Source organism: Streptomyces sp. NPDC018031 (genome assembly GCF_044327625.1).
Lineage (GTDB): Bacteria > Actinomycetota > Actinomycetes > Streptomycetales > Streptomycetaceae > Streptomyces.
Map to the genome: position 1 here is coordinate 634469 of NZ_JBIRFT010000002.1, position 22995 is coordinate 657463.

A 22995-nucleotide genomic window follows, 5' to 3' on the forward strand; every position below is an offset into this window, starting at 1 on the left:
GGTCCCGGACGCCCTCACGGCGTCCGGGGCGCTGTCCTCGGAGTCGGCGCGGCACCTTCGACGCGGTGCCGGGCCCCCGTTCTCGCGAGTCGTCAGTACGAGTAGAAGCCGGAGCCGGACTTGCGGCCCAGCCGGCCCGCGTCCACCATCCGCTGGAGCAGCGGGGGAGCGGCGTACAGCGGCTCCTTGAACTCCTCGTACATCGAGTCGGCGATGGCCGCGATGGTGTCCAGGCCGATGAGGTCGGACAGCTTCAGCGGACCCATCGGGTGGGCGCAGCCCATCTCCATGCCGTTGTCGATGTCCTCGCGGCTGGCGATGCCCGATTCGAACATCCGGATCGCGGACAGCAGGTACGGGATGAGCAGCGCGTTGACGATGAAGCCGGAGCGGTCCTGGGCGCGGATCGCGTGCTTGCCCAGCAGGTCCTGCACCAGCGCCTCGGAGCGCTTGATGGTGTCCTCGCCGGTGGTCAGCGCGGGGATCAGCTCCACCAGCCGCTGCACCGGTGCCGGGTTGAAGAAGTGGATGCCGATGACCTGGTCCGGGCGGGAGGTCGCCACGGCCAGCTTCACCAGCGGGACCGAGGAGGTGTTCGAGGCGAGGATCGCGTCCGGGCGGGTGACCACCTGGTCCAGGATCTGGAAGATCTCCGTCTTGACCTGCTCGTTCTCCACCACGGCCTCGACGACCAGGTCGCGGTCGGCGAACTCGCCCAGGTCGGTGGTGAAGCTGAGCCGGGCGAGTGCCGCGTCCCGTTCCTCGGCGGTGATCTTGCCGCGCTCGGCGGCCTTGCCGAGGGAGTTGGTCAGGCGCGTACGGCCCAGCTCAAGGGCCTCGCCGGTGGTCTCGGCGACCTTGACGTCCAGGCCGGACCGAGCGCACACCTCTGCGATGCCCGCGCCCATCTGGCCGCAGCCCACCACTCCGACGCGTGCAATGTCGGCAAATGTGTCCGTCACCTCGTGCCTTTCGCTGATCTGCGGGCCGGCGGACTTCGTCTGATTCCGTGCCCGCCTCCCGGCAGACGTTACTCCGCCGGGGTGGGGTGCCGCCCGGCCGGGCCACCGGGAGCGCTCCCGGCCCGCCGGCGGGCCGGGACCCGGTTGGAGGATTGCCGTACGGCCGGACCGCCCGCATCATCGTCGGGACCCGAGTCACTGACACACCCTCAGGGAGCGGTCATGGGGCAGATCACGCGCAGAGGACTGACAGCGGTGGCGGCCGGAGCGCTGGCGGCGGCCGCCGTGCCCGGGCAGGCGGTGGCGCGGCCCGCCGGAGCGGACCCGGCGGCCGGGGCGGCTCCGCCGGCCCCCCGCCACCACCGCAAGCAGTTCCGGGGGATGTGGCTGGCCACCGTCGCCAACCGCGACTGGCCGTCCCGCCCCGGTCTGCCCGCCGACCGGCAGCGCGAGGAACTCCTCCGCTATCTGGACACCGCCGTGGAGCGCAGGCTGAACGCGGTGATCTTCCAGGTGCGGCCGACCGCGGACGCGCTGTGGCCGTCCCCCTACGAGCCGTGGGCCGAGTACCTCACCGGGACCCAGGGCCGGGACCCGGGCTGGGACCCGCTGGGCACCGCGGTGACCGAGGCCCACGCGCGCGGCCTGGAACTGCACGCCTGGTTCAACCCGTACCGGGTGGCCAACCACACCGACCCCGCCCGGCTGGTGCCCAACCATCCGGCCCGGCTCCGCCCGCACTGGGTCGTCCCCTACGGCGGCAAGCTGTACTACAACCCCGGGCTGCCCGAGGTCCGCCGGTTCGTGCAGGACGCGATGCTGGACGCGGTCCGCCGCTACGACATCGACGCGGTGCACTGGGACGACTACTTCTACCCCTATCCGGTGGCGGGGCAGACCTTCGACGACGACGAGGCGTACGCCCGCCACGGGGGTGCCTTCCCGGACCGCGCCTCCTGGCGGCGGGACAACACCGACCGGCTGGTCCTGGAGACCGCCCGGCGCATCAAGGGGCTGAAGAAGCGGGTGCGCTTCGGGATCAGCCCGTTCGCGGTGTGGCGCAACCGGGCGACCGACCCGCTCGGCTCCGACACCCGCGCCGGGGTGCAGACCTACGACGACCTGTACGCCGACACCCGCCGCTGGGTCCGCGAAGGCTGGATCGACTACATCGTGCCGCAGGTCTACTGGAACATCGGCTTCGCCGCCGCCGACTACGCCCGGCTCGTCCCCTGGTGGGCGGAGACCGTCCGCGGCACCGGGGTGCGGCTGTACGTCGGCGAGGCGCTGTACAAGGCGGGGGACCCGGCGCAGCCCGCGGCCTGGCAGGACCCGGCCGAGCTCTCCCGGCACCTCACCCTCGACCGGGACCACCCGGAGGTGCGCGGCAACGTGTTCTTCTCCGCCAAGGAGGTCGTCCAGGACCGGATCGGCGCCATGGCGCGGGTGGTCGCCGACCACTACCCGACCCGGGTCCGGCCGCCGCACTGACCGGCCCCGGCCCGCACCGCCGGACCGGGGCACGCCCCGCGCCGGACCGGGGCACGCTCCCGGCCGGCGGCGGCGCGCTCGGGGAGCACCGGATGCCGGCCGGGGCGGCGTCCAACCGGCCGGACGGGCGCGTCCACCCGGCCGACGGGCGCGTCCACCCGGCCGACGGGCGCGTCCACCCGGCCGGTGGACGCCCGGGCCGGGGAGCTCCGGCCCGCCGTTGCTCCCCGGCCCGTCGTGTCCGACCCGGTGCGTGGATCGTCCGTGGTGCCGCTAGGCGGGGGTCCTCCCGCCCCTGCGGCTCTCCCGGGGCTCCACCACGCAGTCCGGCCCCGGCGACATGATCGACTCATGGCCGTTCTCGGCGCGGACCCGGAACGGCGGATCACCGTTCTGGCCGAGCACCTCCACGACCTCCACGACCCGGTCGTGCTCTCCCACGACCCTGCCGTGCCTCACCAGATGGTCACCCTTGCTCGCTCGCATCAGCCCAGACCTCCTGTCCGGTCCCGGAAGGGGACACGGTCCCCGGCCGCCGCCGGTCACGACGGTCGCCCGTGACGTTGTCGCCCGTGTGGTTGTCGCCCGTGTGGTTGTCGTCAAGCTCTCGTCGGTCGGTCGGAGGGGCCGTACGGCGGGGCGCCGCGTCCCCGGTCGTGCCGGGCCCGGCCCCGGCCCGGCGATGGCGGCGGCTCCGCCACCACCGCGTCCGCGGTCCCGGCGTCCGCCGCGGCCGCGCTTTCCGGTCACTGCATCCATGGTCGTCCGTCGGCGGCCGTGTGTCGACGGCGGACGCCGGTGCGTCTCCGCTCGCCGCCCCCCGGCGGAGCCCTCCGGGGCCTCGCCGGCCGCGGCCGGCGGCCCCGGCCACGCGCCCCGTCAGGTACGCGCCCGCTGGGTGACGCCGATGCACACCAGGACCGCGACGGCCGCGACCGGCGCGGCCACGGTGAGCCGCTCGTCGAGGAGAAACACCGACCACACCAGAGTGAGCAACGGCTGGGCCAACTGCAACTGGCTCGCCCGTGCCACCCCGATCGCCGCCATCCCCCGGTACCACACCACCAGGCCCAGGAACTGCGAGCCCGCGGCGAGCCAGAGGATGCCCGCCACGGTGTGCCCGGTGAGGTGGACCGGTTCCACGGACAGCGCGACCACCGCGCCCGCGACCGACAGCGGCAGACAGCCCACCAGCGCCCAGCCGATCACCTGCCAGCCGGGCATCTCACCGGCCAGCCGGCCGCCCTCGGTGTAGCCCGCGGCGCACACCAGCAGCGCCGCGAAGAGATACAGGTCGCCGGTGGTCGGCGCGCCGCCGCTCTGCTGCACCGCGAACGCGATCACCACCGCGGCGCCGGAGAGCGCCGCCGCCCAGAACGTACCGGAGGGCCGCGCCCCGGTCCGGACCGCGGAGAACGCGGCCGTCGTCACCGGCAGCAGGCCGACCACCACCGCGGCGTGCGAGGTGGTGGAGGTCTGCAGCGCCAGCGTGGTCAGCAGCGGGAAGCCCACCACCACACCGGCCGCCACCACCGCGAGTCCGAACCGGTGACGGCGGGCCGGGAGCGGCACCCGCAGCGCGACCAGGCAGCCCCCCGCGATCAGCGCCGCCAGCACCATGCGTACCGAGGTGACGGACCACGGCCCGAGCCCCTCCAGGCTCCAGGCGGTGGCGGGGAAGGTGAGGGAGAAGGCCGCCACCCCCAGTCCGGCCAGCAGGGTGCCGGCGGCCGGGCCGGAGATCCGGGCGGCGGGGGTGCGTGCCGCGCCGCGGCCCCGGTCCCCGAGGCCGGCGTCCGGCCCGGAGCCGTCCGGGTGACCGGTGCGACCGCCGCCGGCCGGACCACCGCCCGGCCGCGCCAGGGGGTCCGCCGGGCCGGCGGCGGTGGGGCGCGGTGCCGCCGCCCCGGCCCGGGAGCCGTCGCCGTGGGTCGTGGTCCGCCGGCCGTTCACTGCTATCCCGGCGACGCCGGTAGCGCTATCCTCTGCTGTCATGCAAGAGCGTAGCAGCGTGGCTGAGCTGGCGAATCTCCTCCGAAGGGAGCTGAACCGCTACTCTCCGGGTGAGAAGCTGCCGTCGAGTCGCGCCCTCGTCGAGCGGTTCCGGGTCAGCCCCGTCACCGTCTCCCGTGCCCTGGCCGCCCTCGCCGCCGAAGGGCTGGTCGTCACCCGGCCGGGCGCCGGTGCCTTCCGCGCGGACCGCCCCCGGCCCCGCAACCGGCCCGGGGACACCTCCTGGCAGGAGGTGGCGCTCAGCGCCGAACCGCCGGGCGAGGCGGTACCGCGCTCGGTGGACGCCTCCGGAGTGCTCACCACCCTCGCCGCACCGCCCCCCGGCGTCATCGAACTCAACGGCGGCTACCTGCACCCCACCCTCCAGCCGGAACGGGCCATGGCCGCCGCCCTGGCCCGGGCGGGCCGCCGGCCGGGCGCCTGGGGCCGGCCGCCCACCGACGGCCTCCCCGAACTCCGCGCCTGGTTCGCCCGCGAGATCGGGGGCCCGGAAGGCGCCGTCGCCGCGTCGGACGTGCTGATCACCGCGGGCGGGCAGAGCGCCCTGACCACCGCCCTGCACGCCCTCGCGGGCCCCGGCGCGCCGGTCCTGGTGGAGTCCCCCAGCTACCCGGGCATGCTCGCCGCCGCCCGTGCCTGCGGACTCCGGCCGGTGCCGGTGCCCGCCGACACCGACGGGGTACGGACCGATCTGCTCGCCCAGGCGTTCCGGGCCAGCGGCGCCCGGGTCTTCGTCTGCCAGCCGCTCTTCCAGAACCCGACCGGCGCGGTGCTCTCCGCCGAACGGCGCGCCGAGGTGCTCCGGGTGGCGCGGGAGGCCGGCGCGTTCGTCGTCGAGGACGACTTCGCCCGCCGGCTCGTCCACGAGGACGCCCCGCCGCTGCCCCCGACCCTCGCCGCCGACGACCCCGACGGGGTCGTGGTCCACATCTGCTCGCTCACCAAGATCACCTCAGCCAGCCTCCGGGTCGGTGCCCTCGCCGCGCGCGGGACAGCCCTGGAACGCCTCCGCGCGATCCAGGTCGTGGACAGCTTCTTCGTCCCCCGGCCGCTCCAGGAAGCCGCCCTCGAACTGGTCGGCGCCCCGGCCTGGCCCCGCCACCTGCGAACCGTGGCCACCGAACTCCGCGCCCGCCGGGAGACGCTGCTGACCGCGCTGCGCCGGGAACTGCCCGCCGCCGCCGAGGTGGGGCACGTGCCGTACGGCGGGTACCACCTGTGGCTGCGGCTCCCCGACGGCACCGACGAGTGGGGGCTCGCCGCCGCCGCGCTGCGCGCCGGGGTCGCCGTCGCGCCGGGCCGCCCCTACTTCAGCGCCGAGCCCCCCGCGCCCCACCTGCGGGTGGGCTTCGCCTCCGCCTCCGGCCCGGCGGAGCTGGAAGCGGGGGCGCGCAGGCTCCGCACCGCCTTCCCGGACCTCGCCGACGGCTGACCGGACCCGCCGACGGCTGACCGGACCCGCCGACGGCTGACGGACGCGCCGACGGCTGACGGAGCCCCGGCGGGCGGCGCGGGCGCCGGACCCCGGCGGGCCTCCCCGGCGCGGGCGGGCCTCCCCGGCGCGGGCGGGCCTCCCCGGCGCGGGCTCGCCCCCCCCCGCCGGCAGGGCCGGCCCCCGGCGCGGCCTCGCCCCCCGCCGGGGCGGACCGGCGCCCCGGGCACGGGCCGGTCTCAGCGGTGGCCCAGCACGTTGACCACCCGGCCCCCGGGGTCGCGGACGAAGAACCGGCGCACGCCCCACTCCTCGTCCTGCAACGGATGGACGATCTCGGCGCCGCTCGCCAGGACGGCCGCATGGACCGCGTCCACGTCGTCCACCTCGACGCTCATGTCGGGCACCACCGGCGCCGTCCGGTCGGCGGACATGAAGCTGATCTGTGCCGACGGGCTGGACGGCGAGGCGAGCGTCATGATCCAGCCGTGGTTCATGACCTCCTCCAGACCCAGCAGCCCGTAGAACTCCCGGCACTCGGCCGGCTCGGCAGAGCGGACGTTGGGCACGACACGGCGCACGGTCATCAAGGGCTCCCGGGGGAAGGACGGGTAGGCGTCCACCCAGGAGTACTACGGGAGCCGCCCCCGGCGCAGCGACTTCCCACGGCCGGTCCGGGCGGCGGCGCCCCGGCACCGCGGCCGGTCCGGCAGCCGGCGCCCCGGCACCGCGGCCCGGCCGGCAGCCGGCACCCCGGCATCGCGGCCGGTCCGGCAGCCGGCGCCCCGCGCATCGCGGCAGTGCCCCGGGTATCGCGGGCGGCGATGACCGCCCCGGCCGGTGCCCCGGGCTCACCCGTCGATGCCCGCCCGCCGCAGCTCGCGCGAGACCGCCGCCCACTCCGGTGCCAGCGGCTCGATCCGGTGCGAGCCGACCGACCGGTCCTTGAACCCGCTGGAGGTGGAGACGCACACGACCGGCCCGTCCAGCCCCTCGGCCCGGCGCAGGTCCCCCATCCCGCGCAGCCCCGCCAGCCCGGCGGCGCTCGACAGCTCCGCCCACAGACCGCAGCGGGCCAGCTCGCCCTGGGCGTCCCGCAGTTGCTCGTCGGTCACCAACAGGGCGCGGCCGCCGCTCTCACGCAGGGCCACCACCCCCCGGTAGCCTCCGACGGAGCAGTCGATCCCGTACGCCTCGGTGGGCCCCACGTCCACCTGCGCCGCGGGACGGCCGGTACGGACCGCGGCGGCGAGCGGGCCGCCCGCCGCCGGCTCGCACGCGTACAGCCGCGGCACCCGGTCCGCCAGCCCCAGCCGGCGCAACTCCGCGAAGCCCTTGCCGATGCCGAAGAGGAGTTCGCCGTAGCCGGTGGGGACGAACACGGCGGCGGGCACGCCGATCTCCGTGAAGATCTCGTACGCGACGGTCTTGTAGCCCTCCGGGCCGAAGCCGTGCCCGGTGTGCGTGACCGTGAGGTTGCTGACCGGGTGCAGTCCCACCCGTTCGACGATCCGCCGCATCAGCGGCCACCGGCCACCGGGCGGCACCGGAAGCACCACCGCGCCGTACGCCTGGAGGAACGACAGCACCGCCGGCGGCGCGTCCGCCGAGGCCAGCACCACGCAGCGCAGCCCGGCCCGGGCGGCGAACGCCGCCGCCGACGCGCCGTGGTTGCCCGAGGAGGCGACCACCACACCCGGCGCGCCGATCCCCACCGCCGCGCTCAGCGTGCAGCGGTTGAGCCGGTCCTTGTGGCTCCAGGTCGGGTTGCGCGACTCGTCCTTGACGAAGAGGCCGGGCTCCAGCTCGACCAGCGGCGTGCCGCCCTCCCCGAGGCCGGGCGCGACCAGCGGCGGAAGCAGCGGGGCCCACCGGTCCAGACCGCGCCCGGCGGCCGGCCCGCCCGCCGCGAAGAGCCCGGCGGGCACCCGGTCGTAGTCGTAGTCCACCTCGACCGGATAGGCCATCTCGTCCGTGCCGCTCCGCGGGCAGCCACCGGTCAGCGGGGGCCACAGGGGATAGCGGAAATCCCGGTCGGCCAGCGACCGCTGGCCGGTCGCCGACGAACGCGCCGCCGCCGCCCGCCGCTCCGCGATGGACGCCCCGTCTGCCGCCGTACCGTTCGCCGTCACGCCGACCGAGCCTAGACCCCGCGGCCCCGCGCCGGACAGGCCGACGGCCCGCCGGCCGGAGACCCGCTCGTGCGAGCCCCGGCCGGCGGGCCGGTGATGTGCGGTACGGGCACGGCGCCCCGGACCCGTCGTGCGCGGGCCGGACGGTCCCCGGCGGACGGACGGCCGCTCCGCTACCCGGCCTGCTGGGTGCAGCTCTGGTCGCGGGCGGGCAGCCGGCCGGTGGCCAGATAGCGGTTGACCTTGTCGTCCACGCAGGCGTTGCCGTACTCGCCGTACACCCCGTGCTGGTTCGCCCCCCGCAGGGTGATCAGCTTGGAGCCCGGCAGCAGCCGGTGCAGGGCGACCGCGCCGTCGTACGGGGTCCGGGTGTCACCGGTGGCGTTCACGATGAGCGGATCGGCGTCCCGCCGCACCTCGGTGGGCCGCTCCCGGGGCTCGTCCCAGAAGGCGCACGGGTTGATGTTGTTGAGGTACGGGCCGAACAGCGGGTCCGTGTCCCGGCTGCGCTCGATGTCGCGCCAGTAGACCTCGGGGTCGCGCGGGGCCACCCCGTCCCCGCACAGGATCGCGGTCTGCGCGCTGCCGCTCGAGGAGTACTCGCCGGTCAGCACCACCCGCAGGGTCTCCGCGAACTCGGGGGACAGCCGGGTCGCCTGACCGTCCGCGGCCTGCTTCAGCACCGCGACGTGCTCGGCCAGGGACGTCCGGGCCGCTTCGGTGTCGGACGCCAGCCCGACGAACACGAGGAACGGCACCCGGGTGGCGTCCACCCGGAAGGTGTCCGGCGCGGTGCCGACGGTCAGCGGACGGCGGCCGGATTCCGCCAGGATGCGGTCGACGGTGTCCAGGACCCGGTCCCGGGTGTCGCCGAGCCGGTAGGTGCCGTGGTGCCGCGCCGCCCACCCGGCCCAGTCGGCGAGCGCCTTCCGGTTCGGGGCGACCATGCTCCGCATCAGCAGCGGGCCGTAGCGGCGCGGGTCGATGGCGCCGTCCAGCACCATCCGGTCGAAGCGGCCGGGGAACATCTGGGTGTAGACCGTGCCGAGGTACGAGCCGTACGAGTAGCCGAGGTAGGAGACCTTCCGTTCGCCCAGGGCTCCCCGGATGACGTCCATGTCACGGGCGGTGTTGCGGGTGTTGACGTGCGGCAGCACCGAGGCGTTCGTGGCGCGGCACTTGGCGGCGAGGTCCTTCTGGAGGGCTACCTGGCCGTCGAAGCTCTCCCGGTCGGGCCCGGCCGCCAGCATCGCGGTGCCGACGGGCCAGTGGCAGTCCAGCGGGGTGCTGCGGCCGACGAAACGGGGGTCGAAGCCGATGATGTCGTAGCGCGGACCGACCTCCTTCATCATCGCGCGGACGCTGGGCGGCGACTCCACCGCGGTCCCGCCCGGCCCGCCGTTGTTGAGCAGGATCGAGCCGATGCGGTGGCGGGTGTCGGTGGCCTTCAGCCGCGATATCGCCACGGTGACGGTCCGGCCCTGCGGATCGGCGTAGTCGAGGGGGACGGCCACGTCCGCGCACTGGGCACCGGCCTTGTCCAGGTCCCGGCCGATGGTGTCGTCGGGGCCGGTGGCGCACCGGCCCCAGGCCAGGCGCTGCTGGTAGAAGCGGTCGAGTCCGGGGCCGGTGCGCGCTTCGGCCGGCGTCGCGGCGGTGGCGAGGGCGGGGGACGCGGTGAGGCAGGCGGCGAGGGCGAGCCCCGCGGCCGGGAGGCGGCGCACGGCCGGACGGGAGGTGATCACTGGGACTCCTGGAGACGGCGGACGGGGGTGGTGGCGCGGAAGGCGGTGTCCACGGCGGTGCGGCATCCCGCCTCGGCCCGGTCGCTACCGGGCACCTCGGTGAGGACGGGGGAGACCCTGCGGCCCCCGGGCCCGACCGCGCCCCGCCCGGCAACGGCGTCGACGCGGTCGGGCAGTCCGCTGGTGTGCCGGGGCAACCGCCGTACGGGGACGGCGCGGCCGTCGTGGCCACCGCCCCGGACCGGCCCCGGCGGACGGCGCTCGCCCGGGGCGAGCGCCGGCGCCGCCGCGGTCCCGGCCGGCCCGGCCGGGTGACGGCCCGGCCGCCGCACACCCGAAGCCGGTCTTCCCACTCTGTTCGGTAAATGACTCACGGCTCCAGACGTTAGGGGCGCGGCCGCCGTCCCTCACTCCGGCTGTCCCCCCAACCGCACTGGTGGTAGCACCACGTCGGAGTGCCCGGCACCGCCGGACCGCGGCGGCGCGGAAGCCGTCGTCCCACTGCTCACCGCGGACCACTCGGACCACTCGGACCACTCGGACCGCGCCGGACAGGCCGACGGCCCGCCGGCCGGAGACCCGCTCGCGCGAGATCCCCGGACCGGCGGGCCGGTGTGCGGTACGGGCACGGCGCCCCCTGACGCGGCTGCGGCGCCGGCCGATCCCGGCGGCGCAGCGGCCGGACAAGCCGGCCGCGGCGCGCACGGTGGCCCCGGGCCGCGGCCCGGGCCGCGGGCTCAGCCCTGCTCCCGCTCCACCGGGAGCCACAGCTCGGCCTCGGCCTCCGTCCGGTCCGGCGACAGCCGGGTGCGCAGGATCTCGGGGCCGGGCCGGCTGCGGTAGGGGTTCGACGGGAACCACTGCGTGAAGACGTCCCGCCACAGCTCCTGGACGGCCTGCGGGGCCGCCCCGGAGGTGCTGAAGACCGCCCAGTCACCGGCCGGGACGGACAGCACGGCGGTGCCCTCGGGGGCGGGCCCGGAGGTGATCACACCGTGGTAGTAGTCGAGTTCGGTGCCTTCGGCGCGACCGGGGTCCAGGTCGTCGCAGACCGCGACGATGCCGTGCGGCTCCTGGTCCGACAGCTCCGCCAGACGCTCCAGGGCCCGCTGGTCGAGCCCACGGACGAACTCCACGAGCGCCTGGTTCGGTCCGCTGTGCACCAGCGGGACCCGGGCCTTGAAGCCGGCGACGGTGAAGGCCGGTTTGTCCATGACGCGGTAGCGCATGCTGTTGCTCCCTTCGATGGTGAGGCGGAAGGTCATCCGGGGCTGGGAGTTCAGCGCGGCGCCGGTGCGCCGGGCCTCGCCCGGTCCGACGCCGTGCACGGCGCGGAACGCCCGGGCGAACGCCTCGCCCGACCCGTAGCCGTGCCGGACCGCGATGTCCAGCAGCGTCTCGTCCCCCGCGAGCACCTCGGCGCCCGCGACGGTGAGCCGCCGGCGCCGGACGTACTCCGACAGCGGCATGCCGGCCAGCGAGGAGAACATCCGGCGCAGGTGGTACTCCGAGGTGGCCGCGGTGCGCGCCAGCTCGGCCACGTCGATGTTCCGGCCGAGGTGGCGTTCGATGTACTCCATGGCCTGGTTGAGCCGCTCCAGCACGCCCGGTTCCCTTCCTTCGATGTGCTGATCACGCTAGGCGGCGGCCACCGGGCCGGACCCGACATCCCGTGCCCGATCGGATCGGGTGCCGGGGGCCGTCCGGTGCCCGGCCGGATCGGGCGCCGGGAGCCCTCCGGAACCCGGTCGGATCGGCTGCCGGGGCCGTCCGGCGCCCGTCGGACCGGTTGCCGGGGCCGGGCGGCGGGCGGTCACCGCGACGCGGCGAAGGCCCCGTCGGTGAGGACCGGAACGAGCGGGCACGCGTCCAGCTCGGTGGCGACCGACACGTCCTCGGCGAAACCGCCGTCGGCCAGTTCCCGCCCGGACGCGCTCTCCCGCACGTCCCTCGCCACGTCCGTGGCGGAGCCGAACGCCGCGGCCGCCGCGGCGGCCTCCGGCGACAGCGACGCGCGGCCCTCCCGCCGCAGGGACGCGATCACCGACCCGGCGCCGAGCAGGTCCTCCAGCGCGGGGCGGAGACCGCCGTCGGGCCATCGTTCACCGGCGGCGACGACCCCCACCGGGCGGTCGGCCGTCCCGTAGCCCCGCCCGCTGAGCCACCGGCCCACGGCGGCGCCGTTGCGCAGGCAGCCGGCCACCACCGTCACCCCGTCCGCCGCCGCCGCGATCGCCGAGCCGTTGGGGGACGGGAGGACCAGCCGCGGGGTGGCGGGAGCCCGGCGCAGCGCGGCCGGCGACAGGGTCCACGGGGTCTCCCGGCTCACGGCCCGGCGCCCCACGGCGAGCCGGGCGCCCTGCCGCTCGGCGAACGCCGCCGCCGTCCCGTCCCGCCAGGGATACGGGAACACGGCGGCACCCGCCTCGACCGCGACCGACACGGACGTGGTGAACGACAGCACGTCGACGACGACCAGGCAGGACACCTCGGGCGCCAGCTGCCGCGCGCCGACCGGGCCCCACTCGAACCGCACCCCGTGGCCGGTCTGCCGGAAGTCGTCGGGCACGGGCCGTCAGGACGCCGCGTGCGGACGGGGGGCGAGGACGCAGAACTCGTGGCCCTCCGGGTCGGTCAGGCACTTCCAGGGGGCGTCACCCTGGCCGAGGTCGAGGTCGGTGGCGCCGAGCGCCCGCAGCCGGGCCACCTCCGCCTCCTGATCGTCACCGGGGTACGGCAGCAGGTCGATGTGCACCCGGTCCGGCACCGTCTTCCCGCCGGGCGTGCGGAGGAACTCGAGATACGGGCCGACACCCTCGGCGGAGCGCAGCACCGCGTGGTCGTCGGTCACCTCGTGCAGGTCCCAGTCCATCGCCTCGCCCCAGAACCGGGCCATGGCCCGCGGATCCACGCAGTCGACCACCACCGCGGCGATCGGCCCGGTGTCCCGGTAGATCTCCCGGGGCTCCAGCACGCAGAACTCGTTCCCCTCCGGATCGGCGAGGACCGTCCACGGCACGTCGCCCCGGCCCACCTCGGCGGGCGTCGCGCCGAGGGCCCGGAGGCGGGCGACCAACTCCGCCTGATGGGCCGCGGAGGTGGTGGCGAGGTCGAGGTGCACCCGGTTCTTCACCGTCGTCTTGGGTTCCGGGACGGCGACGACGTCGACGCAGACGGCGACCGGGTCCGGCCACACGAAGTCGCCGCCGGGTTCGACGTTGGTCACGCCGGGCCCCTCACTGGAGACCCCCCAGCCGAGCGCCTCCGCCCAGAACCGGCCGACCGCCGAGTCGTCGAGGGCCTTGATGTTCACGTTGACCGGTCGCAGTGCCATGCCGACGACCTTATGCACTCCACGACGGCATCCGCACCTGTGTTCGCCGAACGGAGATCGACTCGCACGCCGGCCGCAAGCGCGGTGCCGACCGGTGGCCCGGCGACGTCCGGCAGCAGGCGGCCAGAGACCGGCGAGGGCCTGTTGTCGGCCCTGAAGAGCGCTGGTGGGCGGCCCCGACGGACATCGTTCGGGGCCGGCGCCGGCTCTTGACCCTCACGTGACGTCAGGCTCCATAGTCGGTGCCGTGGAAGATCACTGGACCGTGGGACGCGTGGCCGAGCTGGCCGGTGTGAGCGTCCGCACGCTGCATCACTATGACGCGATCGGGCTCGTCCGGCCGTCGACGCGGACCGCGGCCGGGTACCGGGCCTATTCGCCGGGCGACGTGGAGCGGCTGCGGGAGGTCCTGGCCTATCGGCGGCTGGGCTTCGGGCTGCGCGAGGTCGCGGAACTGGTCGGCGACCCGTCCACCGACGCGGTCGCGCACCTGCGCCGACTGCGCGGCCTGCTGCTGGAGCGGCGTGATCGCACCGACGCCATGGTGGCGGCCATCGACAAGGAACTCGACGCACGGGCGAAGGGACTCATGGTGACACCGGAGGAGCAACTGGAGGTGCTCGGTGCGCGGCTGTACGACGCGATCGGCGGCGCCTACCCCGCGACACGGCGTACCGAGCCGCGGATCGCCGCGCAGATCTGGGACGCGCTCGGGGACGCCCGGACGGTGCTCAACGTCGGCGCCGGCACCGGCTCCTACGAACCCGCTGATCGCGAGGTGACCGCGGTGGAGCCGTCTGCGGTCATGCGAGCGCAGCGGCCCGCGGGTTCGGCGCCGTGCGTGGCCGCCGCCGCGGAGAACCTGCCGTTCGAGGATCACTCCTTCGACGTCGCCATGGCCGTCTCCACCGTTCACCACTGGGGGGACCCGCTGGCGGGGTTGCGCGAGATGCGGCGTGTGGCCCGCCGGGTGGTGGTGCTCACGTTCGACACCGACGAGCCCGGATGGCAGGACCGGTTCTGGCTCACCCGCGACTACCTGCCCGAGTTCGCCGACGTCCTCGCGGGATTTCCCTCGCTTGCCGGGATGGTCGACGCGATCGGCGCCCGCGCGGAACCGGTACCCGTCCCATGGGACTGCGCCGACGGCCTGTTCGAGGCGTACTGGCGCCGTCCGGGGGCTTATCTGGAGGATCACGTGCGCCGCGCGATGTCGGTGTGGACGCGGGTCGGGCCGGAGCCCGAGCAGCGGGCGGTACGAAGCCTCCGCGCCGACCTCGACTCCGGCCGGTGGGCCGAGCGCAACAGCGACCTCGCCGACCTGGACGCGGCAGATCTCGGCCTCCGCCTGCTCATAGCCTGAACCGGGGCACGAACGGGGCCGTCCCGGGCGTCGGTCCCGATGCCTTCCCCGCGCGCTGCCCCGCTCACCCCGCCCACAGCAGCCCCCGGCCGGGAGCGGGCCCGTCGCCTCGCAGGTCGAGTGGTCCCAGCGAACCCTGGGCGGTTCACGCTGGGCCGCGGTGTGTCGCGGGTGATGTTGCACGTGCCGTAGCGTCATGTGGTGTCGTGAAGGGAGTACTGCACGAAAGGCTCCTCGTGGACTTCCCCCTCGCCGTGCCCCGTCAGGTGAAGATCGGTGATGCCGCCGCGTTCGCCGGAACGACGCCCAGGGCTGTCCGGCACTACCACGCCATTGGTCTGCTGCCGGAGCCCGTGCGGGGCGGGGACGGAAAACGCCGCTACGGCTACGACGACATGATCCGCCTGCTGTGGATCCGCAAGATGGCGGATGCCGGCATCAGTCTGGATGACATCCGGACCGCCTTCGATGGCACCCAGAGCATCGAGGAGATCCTGGAACGGCTGGACGAGAACCTGGCTGCCCGGGAAGCCGCCCTCCAGCGCCAGCGTGCGGCCGTGCGCCGGCTACGGGAAGCGGGCAGCCCCCTGGGCCTCCTCTCCCCCCTGGTCGCCAACCGGCTCCGGGACCTGCCCTCGGGCGCCCTGCGCCAGTCCGACCTGGACAACCTGCTGGTGTCGGAACGGATCTTCGGCCCGCTGGGCCCCGCTCTCCAGGCCAGTGTCTGCATCGTTCTCGCGGGCGACCCCGAGCTACGGGCCGAATCCGACCGCCTTGACGAAGCCGAGGCAGCTCTCGACGAGAGCGTCGATCCCCACGACCCGCGCGTCGAAGAGATCGCCGTCCGGCGATGCGCCTTCCAGAAAGCCCTGGACCGGGCCATCGAGGCTGCCGGGCTCGAAGAGGCCGAGGAGGAGCTCTTCGACCTGTACGACGCCGATCTGAAGGGGGAGGAGAACTCCTCGATGAGCGCCCTCGAAGCAATCGGCAGAATGCCGTACGACTTCTCGCCCGCCCGGCTGCGCTGCATGGAGCTCGCCAGCGAGCTGCGCGCCCGAGACCACTGAGCGAAGCGTCGGCCGGTAGGCCCGGGTCACCGCCGCCCTGTGGCGGAGCGCTCAACGCTGAGACGTCCTCGATACCGCTGCGCCGAGCGAGTACGCCGCCGAGCTCGCCACCTGGATCGATGAGAACGTCCTCGCCACCCGAGACGCTCACCCGCCCACTCGAGCACTCCTCCGCCGAGCGAAGCGCTCCGGCACATCTCGGTGTCGTGGGCCGCCCCGGGCACTATTGCATAAAACTGCCATCGACCGTATAGTCATGCCATGACTGAGGAGGGTCCGATGACCGTACGAGTGGCGGTGGCCGGTGCGAGCGGCTACGCGGGCGGCGAGGTGCTGCGGCTGCTGGCCGCCCACCCGCGCGTGGAGATCGGCGCCGTGACCGGCAATTCCAACGCCGGGCAGCGGCTCGGTGCCCTCCAGCCCCATCTGTTCCCCCTGGCGGACCGCGTCCTGGAGCCCACGACGGCGGAGACCCTCGCCGGCCATGACGTCGTCTTCCTCGCGCTGCCGCACGGGCAGTCCGCCGCTGTCGCGGAGCAGCTCGGCGACGAGGTGCTGATCATCGACTGCGGAGCGGACTTCCGGCTGCGGGACGCCGCCGAGTGGCAGAAGTTCTACGGATCCGCGCACGCGGGCACCTGGCCGTACGGGCTTCCCGAGCTGCCCGGAGGCCGGGACGCGCTGCGCGGGGCGCGGCGGGTGGCGGTGCCCGGCTGCTATCCGACCGCGGTGACCCTCGCGCTCTTCCCGGCGTTCGCGGCCGGCCTCGCGGAGCCGGAGGCGGTGATCGTCGCCGCCTCGGGTACGTCCGGCGCGGGCAAGGCCCCCAAGCCGCACCTGCTGGGCAGCGAGGTCATGGGCTCGATGAGCCCCTACGGGGTCGGCGGCGGCCACCGGCACACCCCCGAGATGATCCAGAACCTCTCCGCGGTCGCCGGGGAGCGGGTCGAGGTCTCCTTCACCCCCACGCTCGCCCCGATGTCCCGCGGCATCCTCGCCACCTGCACCGTCAGGGCCCGGCCCGGAGTGACCGCCACCGGGCTCCGGGAGGCGTACGAGAAGGCGCTGGCCGCCGAGCCGTTCGTCCACCTCCTCCCCGAGGGGCAGTGGCCCGCCACCGCCGCGGTCCACGGCTCCAACGCCGCCCAGATCCAGGTCGCACTCGACGAGGCCGTCGGCCGGATCGTGGCCATCAGCGCCATCGACAACCTCACCAAGGGCACCGCGGGCGGCGCGGTGCAGAGCATGAACATCGCCCTCGGCCTCCCCGAGGACACCGGACTCTCCACGATCGGAGTGGCACCTTGAGCGTCACGGCAGCACAGGGATTCACCGCGGCCGGCGTCGCCGCGGGGATCAAGGCCAACGGCAACCCCGACCTGGCGCTCGTGGTCAACAACGGGCCGCGCCTCGCGGCCGCGGGCGTGTTCACCTCCAACCGCGTCAAGGCGGCCCCGGTGCTCTGGTCCGAGCAGGTGCTCAAGGGCGGCCGGCTCTCCGCGGTCGTCCTCAACTCGGGCGGCGCCAACGCCTGCACCGGCCCGCTGGGCTTCCAGGACACCCACGCCACCGCCGAGAAGGCCGCCGAGGTCCTGGGGCACAGTGCCGGTGAGATCGCCGTGGCCTCCACCGGGCTGATCGGCATCCGCCTCCCGATGGACAAGCTGCTGCCCGGAGTGGCGAAGGCCGCGACCGAGCTTTCCGCACACGGCGGCGAGAAGGCCGCCATCGCCATCAAGACCACCGACACCGTGCACAAGACCGCCGTGGTGCAGAGCCCCGCGGGCTGGACGGTCGGCGGCATGGCCAAGGGCGCGGGCATGCTCGCCCCCGGCCTCGCCACCATGCTGGTGGTGCTCACCACCGACGCGGACGTGGACACCCCGCAGCTCGACACCGCGCTGCGCGCCGCCACCCGCACCACCTTCGACCGGGTGGACTCGGACGGCTGCATGTCCACCAACGACACCGTGCTGCTGCTCGCCTCCGGAGCGGCTGGGGTGGTCCCCGGGCCGGACGAGTTCACCGAGGCCGTCCGCACCGTCTGCGACGACCTGGCGCGGCAGCTCATCGGTGACGCCGAGGGCGCCTCCAAGGACATCCGTATCGAGGTGGTGGGCGCGGCCACCGAGGCGGACGCGGTCGAGGTGGGCCGCTCCATCGCCCGCAACAACCTCCTGAAGTGCGCCATCCACGGCGAGGACCCCAACTGGGGGCGGGTGCTGTCCGCCATCGGCACCACGTCCGCCGCCTTCGAGCCGGACCAGCTCAACGTCGCCATCAACGACGTCTGGGTGTGCAAGAACGGCTCGGTCGGTGAAGACCGCGACCTGGTCGACATGCGCTACCGCGAGGTCCGCATCACCGCCGACCTCGCTGCCGGGTCCGAGACCGCCGTCATCTGGACCAACGACCTCACCGCCGACTACGTCCACGAGAACAGCGCCTACTCCTCATGAGCACCCGTAAGCACACCGCCCTCCCGAAGGCACGCACCCTCATCGAGGCGCTGCCCTGGCTGACCCGCCATCACGGCAAGACCGTGGTCATCAAGTTCGGCGGCAACGCCATGATCGACGACGAGCTCAAGGCCGCCTTCGCCCAGGACGTCGTCTTCCTCCGGCACGCCGGAATCCGGCCCGTCGTGGTGCACGGCGGCGGACCGCAGATCAGCGCCCAGCTGGACCGGCTGGGCCTGGAGTCGGAGTTCAAAGCCGGTCTGCGGGTCACCACCCCGGAGGCGATGGACGTCGTCCGCATGGTGCTCGCCGGACAGGTGCAGCGGGAACTGGTCGGACTCCTCAACCAGCACGGCCCGCTCGCCGTGGGCCTGACCGGCGAGGACGGCCACACGATGACCGCCGTCAAGCGGTACGCCGAGCTGGACGGCGAACGGGTCGACATCGGACGGGTCGGCGAGGTCACCGACATCGACACCGGAGTCATACAGGCCCTGCTCGACGACGGCCGCATCCCGGTCATCTCCTCCGTCGCCCGCAGCGCCGACGACGGACACGTCTACAACGTCAACGCCGACACCGCCGCCGCCGCACTCGCCGCCGCGCTGGGCGCCGAGACGCTGATGGTGCTCACCGACGTCGAGGGCCTCTACGCCGACTGGCCCCACAGCGACGACGTGATCAGCCAACTCACCGCCGCCGAGCTGGAGAAGCTGCTGCCCGACCTGGCCAGCGGCATGGTCCCGAAGATGGAGGGCTGCCTGCACGCCGTGCGCAACGGGGTGAACACCGCGCGCGTCATCGACGGGCGGGTCCAGCACTCCATCCTGCTGGAGATCTTCACCGACGAAGGCATCGGCACCATGGTCCTCCCGGACGCTCCCGGCGCCCGCACCGAGCCGCGGCCCGCCGCGCGGGCCCACCCGCTCGCCCCCGGTCGGTGAGCCCCCGTCGGGCCGGCCACCCACACTGACACGAAGGAGCCGCAGCCGTGACCAACTCCGAGCTGAAACAGCGCTGGCAGGGCGCGATGATGGACAACTACGGCACCCCCCGGCTGCCACTCGCCCGCGGCGCCGGCGCCCGCGTCTGGGACGCCGACGGCAACGCGTACCTGGACTTCATCGGCGGGATCGCGGTCACCTCCCTCGGCCACGCCCACCCCGCCGTGGTGCGCGCCGTGTCCGAGCAGATCGCCACCCTCGGCCACGTCTCCAACCTCTACCTCGCCGAGCCGACGGTGGCGCTCGCCGAACGGCTGCTCCAGCTGTCCGGCCGCCCGGGCAAGGTCTACTTCGCCAACTCCGGCACCGAGGCGGTGGAAGCGGCGATCAAAATCGGACGGCGTACCGGGCGCACCCACATGGTCTCCACCACCGGCGGCTTCCACGGCCGGACCATGGGGGCCCTCGCCCTCACCGGCCAACCCGCCAAGCAAGCCCCGTTCCTGCCCCTGATCGGTGATGTCACCCATGTGCCGTACGGGGACACCGAAGCACTCCGGGCGGCCGTCACCACCGACACCGCCCTGGTGATCATCGAACCCATCCAGGGCGAGAACGGCGTGGTCGTCCCGCCCCCCGGATACCTCGCGGCGGCCCGGGAGATCACCCGGGCGACCGGGACGCTGCTGGTCCTCGACGAGATCCAGACGGGTATCGGCCGAACGGGCCACTGGTTCGAGCACCAGGCACAGGGCGTGGAGCCGGACGTCGTCACCCTCGCCAAGGGCCTCGGGGCCGGCCTCCCCATCGGCGCCACCATCGCCTTCGGCCCCGCCGCCGAACTCCTGACGCCCGGCCAGCACGGTTCCACGTTCGGCGGAAACCCCGTCGCGTGCGCCGCGGCGCTCGCCGTCCTGGACACCATCGCCGCCGACGGACTGCTCGACCGGGTCAAGCGGGCGGGGGAGCGGCTGCGCGACGGAATCGAGGCCATCCGCCATCCGCTGGTCGGCCAGGTCCGCGGCGCGGGGCTGCTGCTGGGTATCGTGCTCACAGAGTCCCTCGCGCCGCGGGTGCAGCAGGCGGCTCAGGACGCGGGACTCCTGGTGAACGCGGTCGCGCCGGACGTCATCCGGCTCGCTCCGCCGCTGATCGTCGACGACGCCGTCGTGGACGCCTTCCTCCAGGCCCTCCCCGGCGCCCTGGACGCCGCCCACCGCCCCGTCGGCCGGACGGGACACGGGGAACGACAATCCGGAGACTGACGACACGATGACCGAGGCGCAGCACAACGAGCTACGGGACAGCGAGGCACGAGACGTTGCCGCGGCACACGCCGCCGGCCAGGCCGTGCCACAGACCCGCACCGCCCGCCACCGCCGGATCGTGGACATCCTCAACCGGCAACCGGTGCGGTCCCAGAGCCAGCTCGCCAAGCTGCTCGCCGACGACGGGCTGTCCGTCACCCAGGCAACCCTCTCCCGGGACCTCGACGAACTGGGCGCGGTCAAGATCCGCAACACCGGCGGGGAGCTGATCTACGCCGTGCCCAGCGAGGGCGGCTTCCGCACCCCGCAGGCACCCCTGGGGGAGTCCGCCAAGGAGGAGCGCATGCGCCGCCTCTCCGGCGAACTCCTCATCTCCGCCGAAGCCTCGGCCAACCTGGTGGTGCTGCGCACCCCGCCCGGTGCCGCGCAGTTCCTGGCCTCCGCGATCGACCAGGCCGAGCTGCACGACATCCTCGGCACCATCGCCGGCGACGACACCCTGCTGCTGATCAGCCGTGACCCCGCCGGCGGCCAGGCGCTGGCGGACCACCTGCTGCGGCTGGCGCAGAAAGCCCGCTGACACAAGCCCCGGCCGGCGCCCGAACCCACCGGGGGCGAACCCACCGAGGGCGACCCCACCGAGGGCGACGCGACACCCCCGGCGAGTCCGGCCGGGGATGCCCGGGCGCGCCTCCGGCCGCCGCTGGGCCACCCGGGGGACCGGGCGGTTCGCTGGTTCCCGCAGGGGCCCCGGACGGGTTTCATGGGGGCATGACCGGAGCGCGCAAGGGCGGGCAGGACCGGGTCGCGGTCCGCCGTGTGTACGAGGAACCGCGGCCGGACGACGGGGCCCGGGTCCTGGTGGACCGGCTCTGGCCGCGGGGGCTGGCGAAGGAGGCGGCCCGGCTCGACGACTGGGCCAAGGAGGTGGCCCCGTCGTCGGAACTCCGCCGCTGGTACGGGCACACCCCGGAGAAGTTCGAGGCGTTCGCCGAGCGGTACCGGGCGGAGCTGGCGGAACCGGCCGGCCGGGAGGCGGTGGACCGGCTGCGCCGACTGGCCGCCCAAGGGCCGCTGACCCTGCTCACCGCGACCCGGGACCTGTCGCACGCCCACGCCGGGGTGCTGGCCGAGGTGGTCCGCGACACCGCCGACTGAGCCCACCGGCCTCCCCGCCCGCCGGTCCTCCGCCCGCCCGCCGGCTCTGCGGCCGACGGGTTCTGCCGCCGGCCGGGCCTCCCCGCCCGCTAGTCCTCCGGCCCGCTGGTCCGCCGGCCCTCCGCCCGCCCGCTCTCCGACCGGTTCTCCCGCCCGCCGGCCCTCCGCCCGCCCGCCGGCCCTCCGCCCCCGACCGGACCACCGGCCCGCGGCCCCGCGCCCCCGGCCCCGCGCCCGTGTCACCCGTCCCGCCCAGCCCCGCCGGACCGGCTCCGACCAGCCGCGTTGACGAAACATACGGTGGAGTGCATACTTATACCCAAGAGCGTATGGACCGTAAGGAGAAACCCGTGACCGAGCGCGTCGTACTCGCCTATTCAGGCGGTCTGGACACCTCTGTCGCCATCGGCTGGATCGCCGAGGAGACCGGCGCCGAGGTCATCGCCGTTGCCGTGGACGTCGGCCAGGGCGGCGAGGACCTGGACGTCATCCGCAAGCGCGCCCTCGCCTGCGGCGCCGTCGAGGCCGAGGTCGCGGACGCCAAGGACGAGTTCGCCGACGAGTACTGCCTCCCGGCGATCAAGGCCAACGCCCTGTACATGGACCGGTACCCGCTGGTGTCCGCGCTGTCCCGGCCGACGATCGTCAAGCACCTCGTCGCCGCGGCCCGCAAGCACGGCGCGAGCACGGTGGCCCACGGCTGCACCGGCAAGGGCAACGACCAGGTGCGGTTCGAGGCGGGCATCTCCTCCCTCGCCCCGGACCTGAAGTGCATCGCCCCGGTCCGGGACTACGCCATGACGCGGGACAAGGCCATCGCCTTCTGCGAGGCGAAGGACCTGCCGATCGCGACCACCAAGAAGTCCCCGTACTCCATCGACCAGAACGTCTTCGGGCGGGCCGTGGAGACCGGCTTCCTGGAGGACATCTGGAACGCCCCGATCGAGGACATCTACGAGTACACGGAGAACCCGGCGGCCCAGCGTGACGCCGACGAGGTGATCATCTCCTTCAAGGAGGGCGTCCCGGTCGCCATCGACGGCAAGCCCGTCACCGTCCTGCAGGCGATCCAGCAGCTCAACGAGCGTGCCGGTGCTCAGGGCGTCGGCCGGATCGACATGGTCGAGGACCGGCTGGTGGGCATCAAGTCCCGCGAGGTGTACGAGGCGCCCGGTGCCATCGCGCTGATCACCGCGCACCAGGAGCTGGAGAGCGTCACCGTCGAGCGTGAGCTGGCCCGCTACAAGCGGCAGGTCGAGCAGCGCTGGGGCGAGCTGGTCTACGACGGCCTGTGGTTCTCCCCCCTCAAGCGGGCCCTCGACGGCTTCATCAACGAAGCGAACCAGCACGTCACCGGGGACGTCCGGATGACCCTGCACGGCGGCCGTGCCGTCGTCACCGGCCGGAAGTCGGACGCCTCGCTGTACGACTTCAACCTCGCCACCTACGACACCGGCGACACCTTCGACCAGTCGCTGTCCAAGGGCTTCATCGAGATCTTCGGCCTGTCGTCCAAGATCGCGGCGCGCCGTGACCTGAGCGCGTAACCCCGCGCCGCCCCGGCTCGCGAGCCGGCCCCCCGTGCCACTGCCGCCTCCTCGCCACCTGCCGTGAGGAGGCGGCTCCA

General features: G+C 74.4%; 21 protein-coding genes. 11 read left to right on the forward strand and 10 right to left on the reverse strand.

All coding sequences use genetic code 11. From position 1 onward, the window contains the following. Positions 1 to 92 precede the first annotated feature (92 nt). Positions 93 to 962 (reverse strand): 3-hydroxybutyryl-CoA dehydrogenase, encoded by an 870-nt coding sequence (locus tag ACH4B3_RS09090; RefSeq protein ID WP_398462093.1) that lies wholly within the window; start codon positions 960 to 962, stop codon positions 93 to 95. 222 nt (positions 963 to 1184) lie between these two features. On the opposite strand from ACH4B3_RS09090, the gene ACH4B3_RS09095 reads away from it, so the two are divergent. Beyond that, complete coding sequence (locus ACH4B3_RS09095; RefSeq protein WP_398462094.1) at positions 1185 to 2453, forward strand: glycoside hydrolase family 10 protein; 1269 nt, start codon at positions 1185 to 1187, stop codon at positions 2451 to 2453. Positions 2454 to 2726: 273 nt separating this feature from the next. On the opposite strand, the gene ACH4B3_RS09100 is transcribed toward ACH4B3_RS09095, so the two are convergent. Both ACH4B3_RS09100 and ACH4B3_RS09105 read right to left on the reverse strand, forming a co-directional pair. Further along, entirely contained in the window at positions 2727 to 2939 is a 213-nt protein-coding gene (locus ACH4B3_RS09100; protein WP_398462095.1) for a DUF1918 domain-containing protein, read from the reverse strand. A gap of 393 nt (positions 2940 to 3332) precedes the next feature. Then, positions 3333 to 4448, reverse strand: coding sequence for a DMT family transporter (locus tag ACH4B3_RS09105; RefSeq protein ID WP_398462096.1), 1116 nt, complete (start codon positions 4446 to 4448; stop codon positions 3333 to 3335). Between ACH4B3_RS09105 and ACH4B3_RS09110 the strand changes: the two genes are divergently transcribed. Then, positions 4447 to 5898: a PLP-dependent aminotransferase family protein gene (locus tag ACH4B3_RS09110; RefSeq protein ID WP_398462097.1), complete on the forward strand. Its 1452-nt coding sequence runs from the start codon at positions 4447 to 4449 to the stop codon at positions 5896 to 5898. The two genes, ACH4B3_RS09105 and ACH4B3_RS09110, sit on opposite strands and share 2 nt — an antisense overlap. 239 nt (positions 5899 to 6137) lie before the next feature. Here the strand turns inward: ACH4B3_RS09110 and ACH4B3_RS09115 are convergent, their stop codons facing one another. From ACH4B3_RS09115 to ACH4B3_RS09145, 7 genes are all read right to left on the reverse strand, one after another. Beyond that, positions 6138 to 6485 carry a VOC family protein gene (locus tag ACH4B3_RS09115; RefSeq protein ID WP_398462098.1) on the reverse strand — a complete coding sequence of 116 codons (348 nt, stop codon included), beginning with the start codon at positions 6483 to 6485 and terminating at the stop codon, positions 6138 to 6140. A 264-nt stretch (positions 6486 to 6749) separates the two neighbouring features. After that, positions 6750 to 7901, reverse strand: coding sequence for a pyridoxal-phosphate dependent enzyme (locus ACH4B3_RS09120; protein WP_398462337.1), 1152 nt, complete (start codon positions 7899 to 7901; stop codon positions 6750 to 6752). A 302-nt stretch (positions 7902 to 8203) separates the two neighbouring features. After that, positions 8204 to 9775, reverse strand: a complete 1572-nt coding sequence (locus ACH4B3_RS09125) for an alpha/beta hydrolase (RefSeq protein WP_398462099.1) — start codon at positions 9773 to 9775, stop codon at positions 8204 to 8206. Next, a complete protein-coding gene (locus ACH4B3_RS09130) occupies positions 9772 to 9972 on the reverse strand; it encodes a hypothetical protein (RefSeq protein ID WP_398462100.1) in 201 nt (66 codons plus the stop codon). The genes ACH4B3_RS09125 and ACH4B3_RS09130 overlap by 4 nt, the downstream gene beginning before the upstream one ends. Before the next feature lie 540 nt (positions 9973 to 10512). Further along, entirely contained in the window at positions 10513 to 11379 is an 867-nt protein-coding gene (locus tag ACH4B3_RS09135) for a GyrI-like domain-containing protein (RefSeq protein WP_398462101.1), read from the reverse strand. Between the two features lie 209 nt (positions 11380 to 11588). Then, the gene (locus ACH4B3_RS09140; protein ID WP_398462102.1) at positions 11589 to 12344 is read right to left on the reverse strand and encodes a 2-phosphosulfolactate phosphatase; all 756 of its coding nucleotides are present in this window, start codon (positions 12342 to 12344) and stop codon (positions 11589 to 11591) included. A 6-nt stretch (positions 12345 to 12350) separates the two neighbouring features. After that, the gene (locus ACH4B3_RS09145) at positions 12351 to 13109 is read right to left on the reverse strand and encodes a VOC family protein (protein WP_398462103.1); all 759 of its coding nucleotides are present in this window, start codon (positions 13107 to 13109) and stop codon (positions 12351 to 12353) included. Between the two features lie 265 nt (positions 13110 to 13374). On the opposite strand from ACH4B3_RS09145, the gene ACH4B3_RS09150 reads away from it, so the two are divergent. From ACH4B3_RS09150 to ACH4B3_RS09190, 9 genes are all read left to right on the forward strand, one after another. Then, on the forward strand, positions 13375 to 14472 hold the full coding sequence (locus ACH4B3_RS09150) for a methyltransferase domain-containing protein (RefSeq protein ID WP_398462338.1): 1098 nt from the start codon (positions 13375 to 13377) through the stop codon (positions 14470 to 14472). Between the two features lie 236 nt (positions 14473 to 14708). After that, a complete protein-coding gene (locus ACH4B3_RS09155) occupies positions 14709 to 15539 on the forward strand; it encodes a MerR family transcriptional regulator (protein WP_398462104.1) in 831 nt (276 codons plus the stop codon). A 279-nt stretch (positions 15540 to 15818) separates the two neighbouring features. Continuing rightward, entirely contained in the window at positions 15819 to 16847 is a 1029-nt protein-coding gene (gene argC / locus ACH4B3_RS09160; protein ID WP_398462339.1) for an N-acetyl-gamma-glutamyl-phosphate reductase, read from the forward strand. Further along, the gene (gene argJ, locus ACH4B3_RS09165; RefSeq protein ID WP_398462105.1) at positions 16844 to 17998 is read left to right on the forward strand and encodes a bifunctional glutamate N-acetyltransferase/amino-acid acetyltransferase ArgJ; all 1155 of its coding nucleotides are present in this window, start codon (positions 16844 to 16846) and stop codon (positions 17996 to 17998) included. The genes argC and argJ overlap by 4 nt, the downstream gene beginning before the upstream one ends. Beyond that, positions 17995 to 18942: an acetylglutamate kinase gene (gene argB, locus ACH4B3_RS09170; protein ID WP_398462106.1), complete on the forward strand. Its 948-nt coding sequence runs from the start codon at positions 17995 to 17997 to the stop codon at positions 18940 to 18942. The genes argJ and argB overlap by 4 nt, the downstream gene beginning before the upstream one ends. Before the next feature lie 47 nt (positions 18943 to 18989). Continuing rightward, complete coding sequence (locus ACH4B3_RS09175) at positions 18990 to 20207, forward strand: acetylornithine transaminase (protein WP_398462107.1); 1218 nt, start codon at positions 18990 to 18992, stop codon at positions 20205 to 20207. 7 nt (positions 20208 to 20214) lie between these two features. Beyond that, positions 20215 to 20790 (forward strand): arginine repressor, encoded by a 576-nt coding sequence (locus ACH4B3_RS09180; RefSeq protein WP_398462108.1) that lies wholly within the window; start codon positions 20215 to 20217, stop codon positions 20788 to 20790. A 191-nt stretch (positions 20791 to 20981) separates the two neighbouring features. After that, the gene (locus ACH4B3_RS09185; RefSeq protein ID WP_398462109.1) at positions 20982 to 21368 is read left to right on the forward strand and encodes a DUF488 domain-containing protein; all 387 of its coding nucleotides are present in this window, start codon (positions 20982 to 20984) and stop codon (positions 21366 to 21368) included. Positions 21369 to 21718: 350 nt separating this feature from the next. After that, complete coding sequence (locus tag ACH4B3_RS09190; protein ID WP_398462110.1) at positions 21719 to 22915, forward strand: argininosuccinate synthase; 1197 nt, start codon at positions 21719 to 21721, stop codon at positions 22913 to 22915. Positions 22916 to 22995: the final 80 nt, after the last annotated feature.

What these genes read in the sequence shown, in the direction of transcription:
- ACH4B3_RS09095 (WP_398462094.1), top strand. Translation starts at nt 1,185, where the DNA reads ATGGGGCAGATCACGCGCAGAGGACTGACAGCGGTGGCGGCCGGAGCG.
- ACH4B3_RS09100 (WP_398462095.1), bottom strand. Translation starts at nt 2,939, where the DNA reads ATGCGAGCGAGCAAGGGTGACCATCTGGTGAGGCACGGCAGGGTCGTG.
- ACH4B3_RS09110 (WP_398462097.1), top strand. Translation starts at nt 4,447, where the DNA reads ATGCAAGAGCGTAGCAGCGTGGCTGAGCTGGCGAATCTCCTCCGAAGG.
- ACH4B3_RS09105 (WP_398462096.1), bottom strand. Translation starts at nt 4,448, where the DNA reads ATGACAGCAGAGGATAGCGCTACCGGCGTCGCCGGGATAGCAGTGAAC.
- ACH4B3_RS09115 (WP_398462098.1), bottom strand. Translation starts at nt 6,485, where the DNA reads ATGACCGTGCGCCGTGTCGTGCCCAACGTCCGCTCTGCCGAGCCGGCC.
- ACH4B3_RS09145 (WP_398462103.1), bottom strand. Translation starts at nt 13,109, where the DNA reads ATGGCACTGCGACCGGTCAACGTGAACATCAAGGCCCTCGACGACTCG.
- argC (WP_398462339.1), top strand. Translation starts at nt 15,819, where the DNA reads ATGACCGTACGAGTGGCGGTGGCCGGTGCGAGCGGCTACGCGGGCGGC.
- argB (WP_398462106.1), top strand. Translation starts at nt 17,995, where the DNA reads ATGAGCACCCGTAAGCACACCGCCCTCCCGAAGGCACGCACCCTCATC.
- ACH4B3_RS09180 (WP_398462108.1), top strand. Translation starts at nt 20,215, where the DNA reads ATGACCGAGGCGCAGCACAACGAGCTACGGGACAGCGAGGCACGAGAC.
- ACH4B3_RS09185 (WP_398462109.1), top strand. Translation starts at nt 20,982, where the DNA reads ATGACCGGAGCGCGCAAGGGCGGGCAGGACCGGGTCGCGGTCCGCCGT.